We start from the raw sequence: 13,516 nt of genomic DNA, 5'->3' as shown, positions 1-13,516 counted from the left end.
CCGGCGTCCCATCCACCGATCAGACACTTGACCCCGGCTCCACCGTGCCGCATTGTCGACCAAGTCGATAGGAGATACCGAAAAGTCAGGGGGCGCTCGTGCGCAAGCTACTGGTCCTCGCTCTGGTCGGGCTCGTCGCGCAGTTGATCGATGGTTCGCTCGGCATGGCGTACGGGCTGACCTCCTCCACGTTGCTGCTGGTCGTCGGGGTCGCTCCCGCCGCCGCCTCGGCGTCGGTGCACCTGGCCGAGATCGGCACCACGCTCGCCGCCGGGGTCGCGCACTGGCGATTCGGCAACGTCGACTGGCGGGTGGTGACCCGCATCGCGCTGCCCGGCGCGATCGGCGCGTTCGCCGGCGCCACCCTGCTCAGCTCGATCTCCACCGAGGCGGCCGCGCCGTGGATGGCCGCCATCCTCTTCACCCTGGGCACGTACCTGCTGGTGCGCTTCGCCCGGCCGCTGCGCACCGGCCGGGTCGGCGGGCCGCTGCGCGGACGATTCCTCGGCCCGCTCGGCCTGGTCGCCGGCTTCGTCGACGCGACGGGCGGCGGGGGCTGGGGCCCGGTGGCCACCCCCGCGCTGCTGGTCTCCGGCCGGATGGAGCCGCGCAAGGTGATCGGCTCGGTCGACACCGCCGAGTTCGTGGTCGCCGGCGCGGCCAGCGTGGGCTTCCTGATCGGGCTGGGCGCCGAGGGCTTCCTGCTGCCCACCGTCGTGGCCCTGCTGATCGGCGGGCTCATCGCCGCTCCGCTGGCCGCCTGGCTGGTCCGCATCGTCCCCGCCCAACTGCTCGGCGCGGCCGTCGGCGGCGTCATCGTGCTGAGCAACGCCCGCACCCTGATCCGCTCCGCCGAGCTGGACGGCCCGCTCCGCCCCACCCTCTACGCCCTGCTGGCCGCCGGCTGGCTGACCGCGCTGCTCTTCGCCGTACGGGCCCTGCGCCGCACCCGTCGAGCCCGTGCCACCGCAGCGGCCGCCGCAGCTGCCACCGCGACGGCCCCGGCACCCGCCGCTGGACTGCCGATGCTTCCCGAGCCGGCCGCCGTCATCCCCGGCGCTGCCGACGGCAGCGCACCGGCCGACCTCAGCGTGGCGGGAACTCCGGGAGCGCGCTGACCCGCGCGTCGGCTGCTGGTGACGGCGGTCGACTCGGTGGTCGCTGCGTCGCTGGGGCGAATCTCCTTGGCCACCCGCCGGTGCTCACGGCGGGCCGCCTTACCCCGGTGAGCGTGATGCCTGTGAGTCATCAAGATGACTCACAGGCATCAGGCTCGTGTGACTGGCACCGCTGCCCGGGGAGACCGGGGGTGTGCTTGAGCACCCGGACGAGCTGATCGAGCAGGCTCGCCCCAGAGGGCGAGATGCGGCGTCCGGGTCGTCAGCGCGTGAGCAGTTTGTCCGCCGCCTCGGCGAGCAGCGTCCACGTCTCGTCGATGTGTGCCTCGGTGGTCTGTGGTGAGCCGACGGCCAGCCGCAGGATGTACCGGCCGGCCACCCGGGTGTGGGTCAGGTGCGCCCGCCCGGTGGCGTTGACCGAGGCCAGCAGTTCGGCGTTCGTGTCGTCGTCGGCGCGCAACCGGAAGCAGACCAGCGAGAACGGGTGCGCCGCCGTCAGCTCGAACCGGTCGTCGGCGCTGACGTGATCGGCGAACCGGGCGGCCAGGGCGACCCCGGAACGGATGTGCGCCCGCAGCCCCTCGACCCCGTACCAGCGCAGCACGAACCACAGCTTCAGCGCCCGGAACCGACGACCCAGGGGTACCTGCCAGTCCCGGTAGTCCAGCACCGCGCCCGACTCCGAGGCGGCGTTGCGCATGTACTCGGGGAGCACGGTCAGCGCCTCGACCAGCTCGCTGCGGTCGGCGACCCAGAACGCGTCGCAGTCGAAGCCGGTGAGCAGCCACTTGTGCGGGTCGAAGCAGTACGAATCGGCGTACTCCAGACCGGCGTGCGACCAGCGCAGCTCGGGGCAGACGGCGGCGGCCCCCGCGTAGGCCGCGTCCACGTGCAGCCAGACGCCGTACTCGGCGCAGATCGCCCCAATCTCCGCCACCGGGTCGATGGCGGTGGTGGAGGTGGTGCCGATGGTCGCGACGACGATGGCGGGTACGTCCCCGACGGCCAGATCCGCCTCGATCGCGGCGCGCAACGCGTCCGGGCGCAGCGCCTGGGTGTCCGGGTCCACGTCGAGCGCCCGGACACCGTCCGCGCCCAGCCCGGCGATCCGCGCGGCCTTCTCGATGGAGGAGTGCCCGTGCACCGACGTGTACGCGCGGTAGCGCCGGTCGATGCCGGCGCCGCGCCAGCGACCCCCGCTGGCGCGGTGCAGCGCGGCGAGGGTGGCCACCAGGGTCGCCGAGGACGCCGAGTCCTGGATGACCCCGCCACCGGACCCGGTCGACGAGAAGCGCGGCGGCAGGTCGAGCAGTTCGGCCAGCCAGTCCATCATGACCGTCTCGAGTTCGGTGCAGGCCGGGCTCGTCGCCCACATCATGCCCTGCACCCCGAGACCGGAGCTGACCAGGTCACCGAGGAGGCTCGGACCGGAGGTGTTGGCCGGGAAGTAGCCGAAGAAGCCGGGGTGCTGCCAGTGCGTCAGCCCCGGCAGGACGATGGCGTCCAGGTCGGCGAGGACCGCCTCGACCGGTTCACCGCCCGCGGTCGGCGGGGAGCCCGGCAGGGCAGCGGCCACCGTGCCCGGCGGGTCGGCGGAGGTGACCGGTCGCTGGTGCAGTGTCGTCCAGTAGTCGGCGATCCAGTCGACGACGGCGTGGCCGGCGCGGCGGAACTCGTCCGGGTCCATGTGCGGGGCGTTCACCCGGCCGAGTCGATCAGGTGGCGTGGGGGACGGTCAAGAGCCGCACGGCGTGACAGTCGTCGATATTGCGGACCGGAAAGCGCTTGCCCTACGATGCGGCTGAGCCGGATCCGAGTACCAGGGCGTCAACCCCCGACCAGATCGCCGTTCGCCGCCGCCGCGGCGGGCCGTCCACCGCGCCACCCGGGCAGGGCAGGTGGACCAGAGCGGTCACCACCGGATCCCCCGGAGGCAGTTCATGCACCCGTCAAGACAACGGCTGACCGTGCTCGCCGCCGCGACGGCAGCGGCCGTCGTGGCCGGCGCCGCAGGTGCGGTCGTCGCCTCGGCCGCCGCCGTCGGCTGTCGCGTCGACTACCAGGTCACCAACGAGTGGCAGGGCGGCTTCGGCGCCAACGTCACCATCACCAACCTCGGCGACCCGATCAACGGCTGGACCGTGGCCTGGTCGTACGCCGCCGGCCAGCAGGTCTCCCAGGCCTGGAACGCCACCGTCAGCCAGTCCGGCGCGCAGGTGAGCGCCCGCAACGTCGACTACAACGGCGCGCTCGCCACCAACGGCACCGCCTCGTTCGGGTTCAACGCCTCCTGGACGAGCAGCAACCCGGCGCCGGCCAGTTTCACGCTCAACGGCGTCACCTGCACCGGCGCGCCCCCCACGGGCGAGCCGACGACTCCGGCCCCGACCACCCCGCCACCGACCACTCCGCCACCGACCACTCCGCCACCGACCACCCCGCCGCCGACGACGCCGCCGCCCACCAACCCGCCGGCCGGCGCGAAACAGCTCGAGAACCTCGACCGAGGGCTGGTCAGCGTCCGCTCCGGCAACGGCAACCTGGTCTCCTGGCGGCTGCTCGGCACCGAGACCTCCGGCGTGTCGTTCAACCTCTACCGCGGCACCACCAAGGTCAACGCCAACCCCATCACCGGCGCCACCAACTACCTCGACAGCGGCGCGGCGGCCGGCTCGACGTACACCGTGCGGGCCGTGGTGGGCGGCACCGAGCAGGCGGCGTCCGCGCCCGCCCTGCAGTTCGCCAACGGCTACCTGGACGTGCCCCTCCAAGTGCCACCCGGCGGCACCACCCCCAGCGGGGAGAGCTACACCTACAGCGCCAACGACGCCTCCGTCGGCGACCTCAACGGCGACGGCAGCTACGAGATCGTCCTCAAGTGGGACCCGTCGAACGCCAAGGACAACTCCCAGTCCGGCTACACCGGCAACGTCTACGTCGACGCGTACACCCTGACCGGCACCCGGCTGTGGCGCATCGACCTGGGCCGCAACATCCGGGCCGGCGCGCACTACACCCAGTTCCAGGTGTACGACTACGACGGTGACGGCCGCGCCGAGGTGGCCATGAAGACCGCCGACGGCACCCGCTCCGGCACCGGCCAGCTCATCGGCTCGTCGTCGGCGGACTACCGCAACTCCAGCGGCTACGTGCTGTCCGGCCCGGAGTACCTGACCATGTTCAACGGCCAGACCGGCGCGATCGCGTCCACCGTCACCTACGACCCGCCGCGCGGCACCGTGTCGTCCTGGGGCGACTCGTACGGCAACCGGGTCGACCGGTTCCTCGCCGGCACCGCCTACCTGGACGGCCAGCGCCCGTCACTGATCATGGCGCGGGGCTACTACACCCGGGCGGTGATCGCGGCCTGGGACTTCCGCAACGGGTCGCTGACCAAGCGCTGGACGTTCGACTCGAACTCCTCCGGCAACGGCGCGGCCGCCGGACAGGGCAACCACCAGCTCTCCGTGGCCGACGTCGACAACGACGGCCGCCAGGAGATCGTCTACGGCGCCGCCACCATCGACGACAACGGTCGGCTGCTCTACTCCACCGGCAACGGGCACGGCGACGCCCTGCACGTCGGGGATCTCGACCCGGGCCGCGCCGGCCTGGAGGTGTTCAAGGTCGACGAGGACGGCAGCAAGCCCAGCTCCTGGTTCGCGGACGCGCGTACCGGTCAGATCCTGTGGTCCACGCCGGCCTCCGGCGACAACGGCCGGGGTGTCTCCGCGGACATCTGGGCCGGCAGCCCCGGCGCGGAGTCCTGGTCGGCGGCGGTCTCCGGGCTGTCCAACACCCGTGGGCAGAACATCGGCCGCAAGCCGTCGTCGACGAACTTCCTCGCCTGGTGGGACGGTGACCCGGTCCGCGAACTGCTGGACGCCACGAAGATCGACAAGTACGGCACCGGCGGCGAGACCCGACTGCTCGACGGCAGCGGGGTCGCGTCCAACAACGGCACCAAGTCCACGCCGTCGCTCTCCGGCGACATCCTGGGCGACTGGCGCGAGGAGGTGATCTGGCGGACCACCGACAGCCGGGCGCTGCGCATCTACAGCACACCCACCCCGACCAGCACCCGGATCTACACGCTCATGCACGACCCGCAGTACCGGGTGGCCATCGCGTGGCAGAACACCGCCTACAACCAGCCGCCACACCCGGGCTTCTTCATCGGCGACCAGATGTCGGGTCCACCCACCCCGAACATCTACCTACGCTGATCTGACCCTGGCGGTACTGATCGCGTTCGCCTAAGGTGGCAGGCACCGGGCCGCAGCCGCGGAATCCGCACAGCTGCAGCCCGGTGCTCCACACCGCGGCATTCCCGACCCGTCCCGACCGGGAATGCCGTACCACCACCGGCACCAACATTAGGCACCGTCCGGGTCGCGGGAGTGACGCTGACGTGAAGATCGTGTTTCACGCGTCCCGGCGCAGGCCCCCGGCGACCTTCTCGGCGATCAACTCGTACGACCGCACCCGGTCGGCCACGTCGTACACCAGCGTGGTGAGCATCAACTCGTCCGCGCCGGTGCGCTCCTGCAACTCGCCGAGCTGCCGCCGTACCGTCTCCGGCGAACCCATCGCCTGACCCTCGCGCCGCTGCAGCACGAACTCCCGCTCGAACTCCGTGTACGGGTACGCCGCCGCCTCGTCCGGCGTCGACAGCGGCTCCGGGCGTCCGGAGCGCAACTTCAGGAACGAGAGCGCGCTCGGCCCGGCCAGCCACTCGGCCCGCTCGTCGGTGTCGGCGCAGACCGCGTTGACGGCCACCATCGCGTACGGCTCGTCCAGCCACTGCGACGGCCGGAAGTTCTGCCGGTACAGCGCCAGCGCCGGCAGCGTGTTCGCCGCGCTGAAGTGATGCGCGAACGAGAACGGCAGACCCAGCAGACCGGCGAGCTGCGCGCTGAAGCCGCTCGACCCCAGCAGCCACACGGCCGGCTGCTCACCGCGGCCCGGGGTGGCGACGATCTGCCCCGGCTTCTCGCCGCTGAAGTAGTTCATCAGGTCGGCCAGCTCGCGCGGGAAACCCTCCGCCGACAGGCCCTCCATGGTGCGCCGCAACGCCAGCGCGGCCACCTGGTCGGTGCCCGGCGCCCGGCCGATACCCAGGTCGATCCGGCCCGGGTGCAGCGCCTCCAGGGTGCCGAACTGCTCGGCCACCACCAGCGGCGCGTGGTTGGGCAGCATCACCCCACCCGAACCCAGCCGGATCGTCGACGTGTTCGCCGCCAGGTGCGCCAGCAGGACCGCCGGCGCGGAGCTGGCGATCGCCGGCATGTTGTGGTGCTCGGCCACCCAGAACCGGCGGTAGCCCAGCTCCTCGGTGCGTCGGGCCAACTCCGTGGTGGCCCGCAGGGCGTCGCCGGCGGTGGCGCCCCGAGCGACCGGGGCAAGATCAAGAACAGACAACGGTACGGTGATCACACGTTGTGCCAACTCCCCGGCCTGCCCGTTCATTCCGGCCGCCGGTCAGCCCACCCCCCGCGCCTGCTCGAAGATCAGGCTGGTCTGGGTGTGCTGCACCACCGGGTCGACCGCCAGATGGTCCAGCACGAAATCCCGCAACGCGTCACCCGACGCCGCCCGTACGTGCAGCACGTAGTCCTCCGCGCCCGCCACATGGAACACCGACACCACCCCGGGCAGCCGCACCGACCGCGCCCGGAACGCGTCCACCGCCGCCCGCTCGTGCGCCGTCAACCGCACCGACACCAGCGCCTGCAACGGCAGGCCCAACGCCGCCGGGTCCACCTCCGCGTGGAAACCCCGGATCGCCCCGCGCTCACGCAACGCCCGGGTACGCGTCAGACACGTCGACGGCGCCACCCCCACCCGCTCGGCGAGCGCGTTGTTCGGCAAACGACCGTCCGCCACCAACTCGGTGAGGATCGCGCGGTCCACCTCGTCCAGCGGCGGATACCGCCGCACATCGTTCGGTTCAGGGGGCATCGGAGCATCGTCCCCCGAATCGACGACCAAAACCAGGGCCACCGGCAGAATCATCCACCAAACCGTTGCCTATAAGCCGGCAGATGTTCGACCCTACCGGCATGACGACGGTGGACACCCGGGCCGTACACGCCGGCCGCGACGACCTGCGCACGCTCGGCGTACACGTGCCACCGATCGACCTGTCCACCACCAACCCGCTGCCCTCGGTCGACGACGGCGGCAACGCCTACGAACACCTCGCCAGCGGCGGCACCCTCCCCGCCGACGCCAGCGCCGTCTACCAGCGGCTCTGGAACCCCACCGTGGCCCGCTTCGAAACCGCCCTCGCCGAGTTGGAGGGCACCGCCCAGGCCGTCGCCTTCGCCAGCGGCATGGCCGCCCTCACCGCCACCCTGCTCGCCGCCACCCGCGACGGACACCGCCACATCGTCGCCGTCCGCCCCCTCTACGGCGGCACCGACCACGTCCTCGCCACCGGCCTGCTCGGCACCACCGTCACCTGGGCGCACCCCGACCAGGTCGCCGCCGCCATCCGCCCCGACACCGCCCTCGTCGTCATCGAGACACCCGCCAACCCCACCCTCGACCTCGTCGACATCGCCGCCCTCGCCACCGCCGCCGGCGACGTACCCCTGCTCGTCGACAACACCGTCGCCACCCCCGTCCTGCAACAACCCGCCCGCCACGGCGCCGCCCTCGTCCTGCACAGCGCCACCAAGAGCATCGGCGGCCACGGCGACGTCCTCGCCGGCGTCATCGCCTGCGACGACACCTGGGCCACCCGCCTGCGCCAGGTCCGCGCCGTCACCGGCGCGATCCTGCACCCCCTCGGCGGCTACCTCCTGCACCGCGGCCTGCAAACCCTGCCGCTACGGGTCCGCGCCCAACAGGCCACCGCCGAGAAACTCGCCGGCTGGCTTGCCGACCACCCCGCCGTACACCGGGTCCACCACCCCTCGGTGTACGACCCGGCGGCGCTCGTCGGCCGGCAGATGTCCGGACCCGGCAGCCTGCTGGCCTTCGAGGTACGCGGTGGCGCGCCCGCCGCCGCCACCGTCGCCGCCGCCTGCCGGCTCATCACCCACGCCGTGTCCCTCGGCGGCGTCGACACCCTCATCCAGCACCCCGCCTCGCTCACCCACCGACCCGTCGAGGGCGACGCCAAGCCCGCCGGCGCGCTGCTACGCCTCTCCGTCGGTCTCGAAGACCCCGAGGACCTGCGTGCCGACCTCGCCCAGGCGCTCGCCGCGATCGCCTGATCAGCGCAGCTCGCGGTTGCCCAACACCCGGGTCGGCGCGCCCTCCCGGGCCACCCGCAGCATCGCCCGGCCGATCCCGTCCGTCGTCGTCACCTGGTTCGGCAGCAGCCGCCGCAACACCGGGAACAGCGGACGGGTCACCGCGTAACCGATCCGGTAGGCCCGCGTCCGCGACACCGACCCGTACGTCGGCTGGATGAACCCCGGACGCGCCGCGTACCCGTTCGGCAACAGCTCCATGATCGCGTTCTCGGCGCGGCCCTTCACCCGCGCCCACATCACCCGGCCCTGCCCCGTCGAGTCGGTGCCGACGCCGGAGACGTAAACGAACGTGACCTGCGGGCTCACCTCGGCCAGCAACCGCGCCGCGGCGAGCGGATAGTCGTAGCTCACCCGGGTGTACGTCGCCTCGTCCAGGCCCAGCGACGAGACGCCCAGGCAGTAGAAGCACGCGTCGATGCCGGTCAGCTCCGCCCGTACCGATTCCAGGTCACCCACGTCGGCGACGGTCACCTCGCGCAGCTTCGGGTCCTGCCTGCCGGTCGGCCGGCGGCCGATGGTGAGCACCTCCCGCACGTCGTCGGCGAGCAGGCACTCCCGCAGCACGCCCTGCCCCACCATGCCGGTCGCCCCGAAGACGACCACCCGCATCAGATCCACCCCTGTCATCGGTCCCGCCACAGGCTCCCACGCCGGATGCCGCCGCCCCTACGCCGGTCGATCATGAAGGTATTGCCTGCGACATCGGCGTGTCGGCGTAACTTCATGATCACCGGGCTGGCCGGCTGGTCAGGATTTTGGGCCGACGTGTCGGTCGAGGGTGGCGACCGCGTCGCGTCGCGCCACCGACAGCGAGTTGCGGCGGTTCATTCGCCAGGCGACGCCGAGCAGGTCGAGGCTCCACTGGCAGAGCCCCATGATGTCGGTCGATTCGTTGGTGAACATGTAGCGCGGGTAGACGTACTCCTTGCCCCGCACGGTCACCCGGTTGGCGAACCGGCAGCCGTCGGAGTGGAACAACCCGCGCACGAAGTGGCCCGGGTGGCCTTCGATGATCGGCCGTTGCCAGTCTGCCAGGACGATCGGCCGCTCATGCTTCTTGCCGGGACCGTGCTGAGGGAGCAGGCAGGGCCAGTGCGTGCCGTAACTCTGCACACCGACGCAGCCCTGTTTCTGCACGCGTTGCACCTTGGTGGCGAGCACCGCGCGCATCGCCACGTCGCAGGCTTCGATGAGGTCGGGCCAGGCATCAGCGCAGTAGATCCGCAAGACCGGCACCCGCGCCGTCGTGACGAGGTGGCCGTCACCGAGATAGAGGCCAAGCAGGTAGACGTAGGCGGCAGGGTCTGTCGGACTGTCGACACCTTCCCGGCAGCGGAAACACCGGTGTTGTGTGCCCTCGAAGCGAGCTTCGGGGCGGTCGTTGCACCAGTGCCAGACCGTCTCATACGGCAGGCCGTTGGCGCGGGCGGTGTCGGCGATGGTGTTGCCGGCCAGGAGCATCTGCCGTGCTCGTGCGCGAATCTCGGGTGGATGCACGAGAGAATTCTCGAACACCCGTACGACATCTTTTGTGGTGCCCTCGGTGGGATTCGAACCCACACTGTATGGATTTTGAATCCATTGCCTCCTGCCGTTGGGCTACGAGGGCGCTCCGTGATTCGGCCCCAACAGATTACCTACTACGCTGAGGGCGGTGACACCCGGCTGGGCGGGTGTCGGGTTCGAACTGGTGGGGGTAGGGCTGGTGGCTGAGACGCCGACGGATGCCGAGCGCAGGCGCGTGCTGATCGCCGAGGACGAGGCGCTGATCCGGCTGGACCTCGCCGAGATGCTCGTCGAAGAGGGCTACGAGGTGGTGGGGGAGGCCGGCGACGGCGAGACCGCCGTGCGCCTCGCCGAGGAGCTGAAGCCCGACCTCGTCATCCTCGACATCAAGATGCCGATCATGGACGGGCTGGCCGCCGCCGAGCGCATCGCGGGCGCGCGGATCGCTCCGGTGATCATCCTCACCGCGTTCAGTCAGCGGGACCTGGTGGAGCGGGCGCGGGCGGCGGGCGCGATGGCGTACCTCGTGAAGCCTTTCCAGAAGAGTGACCTGGTCCCGGCGGTGGAGATCGCGTTGTCGCGGTACTCGGAGGTCGCGGCCCTGGAGGCCGAGGTCGCGAGCCTGACCGACCGCTTGGAGATCCGTAAGACGGTGGAGCGGGCCAAGGGCGCGCTGATGACGACGTACGGGATGACCGAGCCGCAGGCGTTCAAGTGGATCCAGCGCACGGCGATGGACCACCGGATGACCATGAAGGAGGTCGCCGAGCGGATCCTCGCGGAGACCGCTGGCGGCGAGGTGGCGCAGCAGCCGAGCGTCTGACCGCGCGGGGCCGCCGGGGCGGCCGGTGGTGGTTAGCATCGACGGGTGTCCGTCCGACGGGTGATCGCGGTGTTCGGCCTGTTCGCGCTGCTGCTGGCGGGCTGTGACGGTCCGTCCGGGCCGAGCGGCGGTGGGTCGACGGCCGCCGCCGGTCCGGCGTCGCGGCCGGCGTGGCAGGCGGTGACGCTGCCGGCGCCGCCGGGTGGCGCGGGTCGCCTGCTGGTACGCGATGCGGCGGCGTGCGCGGGCCTCTGGTTCCTGGTCGGTGGTGTCGTGGACGTGTCGGGTGGGACCCGTCCGGCGGCGTGGACCAGTGTGGACGGTACGACGTGGTCGGTGCTGCCGGTGCGGGCGGATTCGTTCTACGGCAAGCAGAACGTGCTGTCGTCGGTGGCGTGTCGGGACGGTCGGGCGGCGGTGATCGGCGCGAAGGTCGGCGGGGCGCACGGTTATCCGCGGGTGAGCACCTGGCGGCAGGTGGCCGACGGCGCGCTGGTCGAGGTGCAGGCGTCGTTCGAGACGTACGGCGGGCCGAAGGCGGTGAACGTGTCCCGCCTGGCGGCGGGTCCGTCGGGTTGGTTGATCGTGGGTAACCGGTCGGCGGGTGCGGCGTCCTGGGTGTCGTCGCCGGCTGCGGCGGATTTCGCGCTGGTGGAGGGCGCCCCGGGCCTGGCGAGCGACGCCGCGGGGGTGACCTGGGCGTTCGACGCGGTGGCGACGTCGTCGGGCTGGTTGGCGGTGGGTGGTCTGTTGCCGGCTGGTCGGATCGACCGGGATCCGGCGGTGTGGTCGTCGCCGGACGGGCGGTCGTGGCAGCGCACGGTCTTGCCGGGTGGCCCGGAGTACGAGGAGTTGCAGCGGGTGGCGCTTGCCGACGGGGTGCCGGTGGCGGTCGGGTTGCGGGGCGCGACGTTCGGCGCGTGGCGGCAGGAGGCGGCCGGCTGGGTGTCGGCGGGGGCGTTCGGGCGGCGGTCGGACGCGGGTGTGCCGCAGGTGGCGTCGCTGGTGGCGGCGGATGGTCGGTTGTTCGCGGCGGTGACGGACGGGGCGCGCTACTCGGTGTGGGTGTCGACCGACCGGGGTGGGTCGTGGCGGGAGGCCGCGTTGCCGTCGGAGGTGACAGCCGGTGCCGACCGGGACGTGGCCGTGGTGGCCGTGGGTGACCGGTGGTGGGTGGCGGTGGACGACGGTTCGCGGTCCGGCCTGTGGTGGTCCACTGGGGTGGGCGGCTGACGGTGGGGGCCCGGTCGTCTCACCTGTTGGACACCTGGACCTCTGTTGTTTGCGCTGGTCAGGCCGGCTATCCGGGGGGATTTTTGGGCCCGGCTGGGTAGGTATGGCCCCCCATCAGGCGCGGGCTTAAGGACCGATCGACGGATTCACCTGTTACGCGCATCGACAGGATTGCCCGCATCTTCGTAACGGTTTCGCAGACCCCACGTTCAGCCCTTCCGGGACGGTGTGCGGTGTCGGTACGCTCCGCCATCACGAGCCGTTACGCAGGGGGCGTCCCTGCGGGGTGGGTGGATCTGCGGGTCTGCGCGCTGTCGCCGTCACGACGGGTCAGCCGCGTCCGCATCTGGAGGAGGTCAGGAAGCCGTGAGGCGAAGCTATGTACGGGCGCTGGGCACCGTTGCGCTTGCCGCGACCCTGGTGGTCGCGGCTGGTTGCCAGGATTCCGGTGGCGGCGACGGTGGGACCGCGTCCGGTGACTGCGGTGGCAAGATCGCGATCTTCGGCGCGTTCACCGGTGACAACGCGGGTCTGGTGATCCCGTCGCTCAACGGCGCGAAGCTCGCCGTGAAGCAGTTCAACGAGGCGAACCCGAACTGCAAGGTCGAGATGGTCCCGTTCGACACCCAGGGCGACCCGGCGGTCGCGACCCCGTTCGCGAACCAGATCGCGGGCGACCAGTCGTTCCTCGGTGTCATCGGTGGTCACTTCTCCGGTGAGTCGGACGCCACCATGCCGATCTACCAGGCGGCCGGCCTGGCGATGGTCAGCCCGTCGGCGACCCGCACGGACCTCACCCAGAAGGGCAACACGTCCTTCTACCGGGTCGTCGGCAACGACGGCACGCAGGCCGGCGCGGTGGCGAGCTACCTGAAGGCGCAGAACGCGCAGAAGGTCTTCATGGTCGACGACGCCAGCGCGTACGGCGCGGGCATCACCGACGAGCTGGGCAAGCAGCTCGGCCCGCTGGTGGTCAACAAGGACAAGATCCAGGAGCGGCAGGCGCAGTTCGACGCCACCATCTCCAAGATCAAGTCGGCGCAGGCGGACTACGTCTTCTACGGCGGTTACACCCGTGAGGCCGCGCCGCTGGTGAAGCAGATGCGCGCCGCCGGCGTCCAGGCCAAGTTCGTCGGCCCGGACGGTCTGTACGACCCGGCGTTCCCGAAGGGCGCCTCCGGTGGCGCCGAGGGCGCGATCATCACCTGCCCGTGCCTCCCGGCCGACAAGGCCGGCGGCACCTTCTCGGCCGACTACCAGAAGGAGTACGGCATCGCGCCGGGTTCCTACGGTGCTGAGGGCTTCGACGGCGCGAAGATCTACCTGGACGCCTTCAAGGACGGCAAGAAGACCCGGGCGGACATCCTGGCGTACGTGAAGTCGTACGACAAGCAGGGTGTGTCGAAGTACATCAAGTTCGACTCCAAGGGTGACGTCGACCCGTCGAAGGTCGTCATCTGGGCCTACCAGATCAAGGGCGAGGCCATCGAGCCGCTGCAGGAGCTCAAGCTCAGCTGACGCCATGGCGATGGAGTGCGGCCGGGGTGTCTCACCCCGGCCGCGCTCGATTC

The 13,516-nt window shown here is 71.3% G+C and carries 11 protein-coding genes and 1 tRNA gene; 6 read left to right on the top strand and 6 right to left on the bottom strand.

Annotated elements, in window-relative coordinates; genetic code table 11:
- Nucleotides 1-98: 98 nt before the first annotated feature.
- A complete protein-coding gene (locus ACN263_RS20405) occupies nucleotides 99-1,118 on the top strand; it encodes a sulfite exporter TauE/SafE family protein (protein WP_422735970.1) in 1,020 nt (339 codons plus the stop codon).
- Between the two features lie 262 nt (nucleotides 1,119-1,380).
- Here the strand turns inward: ACN263_RS20405 and ACN263_RS20400 are convergent, their stop codons facing one another.
- The gene (locus tag ACN263_RS20400) at nucleotides 1,381-2,820 is read right to left on the bottom strand and encodes a pyridoxal-dependent decarboxylase (protein WP_422735969.1); all 1,440 of its coding nucleotides are present in this window, start codon (nucleotides 2,818-2,820) and stop codon (nucleotides 1,381-1,383) included.
- Nucleotides 2,821-3,058: 238 nt separating this feature from the next.
- On the opposite strand from ACN263_RS20400, the gene ACN263_RS20395 reads away from it, so the two are divergent.
- Nucleotides 3,059-5,344 (top strand): cellulose binding domain-containing protein, encoded by a 2,286-nt coding sequence (locus ACN263_RS20395; protein WP_422735968.1) that lies wholly within the window; start codon nucleotides 3,059-3,061, stop codon nucleotides 5,342-5,344.
- A gap of 199 nt (nucleotides 5,345-5,543) precedes the next feature.
- On the opposite strand, the gene ACN263_RS20390 is transcribed toward ACN263_RS20395, so the two are convergent.
- A complete protein-coding gene (locus ACN263_RS20390) occupies nucleotides 5,544-6,554 on the bottom strand; it encodes an LLM class flavin-dependent oxidoreductase (RefSeq protein WP_422735967.1) in 1,011 nt (336 codons plus the stop codon).
- Nucleotides 6,555-6,599: 45 nt separating this feature from the next.
- Nucleotides 6,600-7,079 carry an Lrp/AsnC family transcriptional regulator gene (locus tag ACN263_RS20385; protein ID WP_422735966.1) on the bottom strand — a complete coding sequence of 160 codons (480 nt, stop codon included), beginning with the start codon at nucleotides 7,077-7,079 and terminating at the stop codon, nucleotides 6,600-6,602.
- Nucleotides 7,080-7,162: 83 nt separating this feature from the next.
- Between ACN263_RS20385 and ACN263_RS20380 the strand changes: the two genes are divergently transcribed.
- Complete coding sequence (locus tag ACN263_RS20380) at nucleotides 7,163-8,341, top strand: trans-sulfuration enzyme family protein (protein ID WP_422735965.1); 1,179 nt, start codon at nucleotides 7,163-7,165, stop codon at nucleotides 8,339-8,341.
- On the opposite strand, the gene ACN263_RS20375 is transcribed toward ACN263_RS20380, so the two are convergent.
- From ACN263_RS20375 to ACN263_RS20365, 3 genes are all read right to left on the bottom strand, one after another.
- Nucleotides 8,342-9,010: an NAD-dependent epimerase/dehydratase family protein gene (locus tag ACN263_RS20375; protein ID WP_422735964.1), complete on the bottom strand. Its 669-nt coding sequence runs from the start codon at nucleotides 9,008-9,010 to the stop codon at nucleotides 8,342-8,344.
- 120 nt (nucleotides 9,011-9,130) lie between these two features.
- Nucleotides 9,131-9,880 carry a transcriptional regulator gene (locus ACN263_RS20370; protein ID WP_422735963.1) on the bottom strand — a complete coding sequence of 250 codons (750 nt, stop codon included), beginning with the start codon at nucleotides 9,878-9,880 and terminating at the stop codon, nucleotides 9,131-9,133.
- A 35-nt stretch (nucleotides 9,881-9,915) separates the two neighbouring features.
- Nucleotides 9,916-9,992, bottom strand: a tRNA-Leu gene (locus tag ACN263_RS20365).
- A gap of 96 nt (nucleotides 9,993-10,088) precedes the next feature.
- On the opposite strand from ACN263_RS20365, the gene ACN263_RS20360 reads away from it, so the two are divergent.
- The 3 genes from ACN263_RS20360 (at nucleotide 10,089) to ACN263_RS20350 (ending at nucleotide 13,463) form a co-directional block, all read left to right on the top strand.
- Complete coding sequence (locus ACN263_RS20360; protein ID WP_355049623.1) at nucleotides 10,089-10,712, top strand: ANTAR domain-containing response regulator; 624 nt, start codon at nucleotides 10,089-10,091, stop codon at nucleotides 10,710-10,712.
- Nucleotides 10,713-10,757: 45 nt separating this feature from the next.
- The gene (locus ACN263_RS20355; protein WP_422735962.1) at nucleotides 10,758-11,945 is read left to right on the top strand and encodes a hypothetical protein; all 1,188 of its coding nucleotides are present in this window, start codon (nucleotides 10,758-10,760) and stop codon (nucleotides 11,943-11,945) included.
- Between the two features lie 366 nt (nucleotides 11,946-12,311).
- Nucleotides 12,312-13,463, top strand: a complete 1,152-nt coding sequence (locus ACN263_RS20350) for a branched-chain amino acid ABC transporter substrate-binding protein (RefSeq protein ID WP_422735961.1) — start codon at nucleotides 12,312-12,314, stop codon at nucleotides 13,461-13,463.
- Nucleotides 13,464-13,516: the final 53 nt, after the last annotated feature.

It is taken from the genome of Micromonospora sp. WMMD729 (assembly GCF_049315225.1).
GTDB lineage: Bacteria > Actinomycetota > Actinomycetes > Mycobacteriales > Micromonosporaceae > Micromonospora.
The sequence above is the reverse complement of the archived record's forward strand: the minus strand, read 5'-3'. Positions and strand labels throughout refer to the sequence as shown.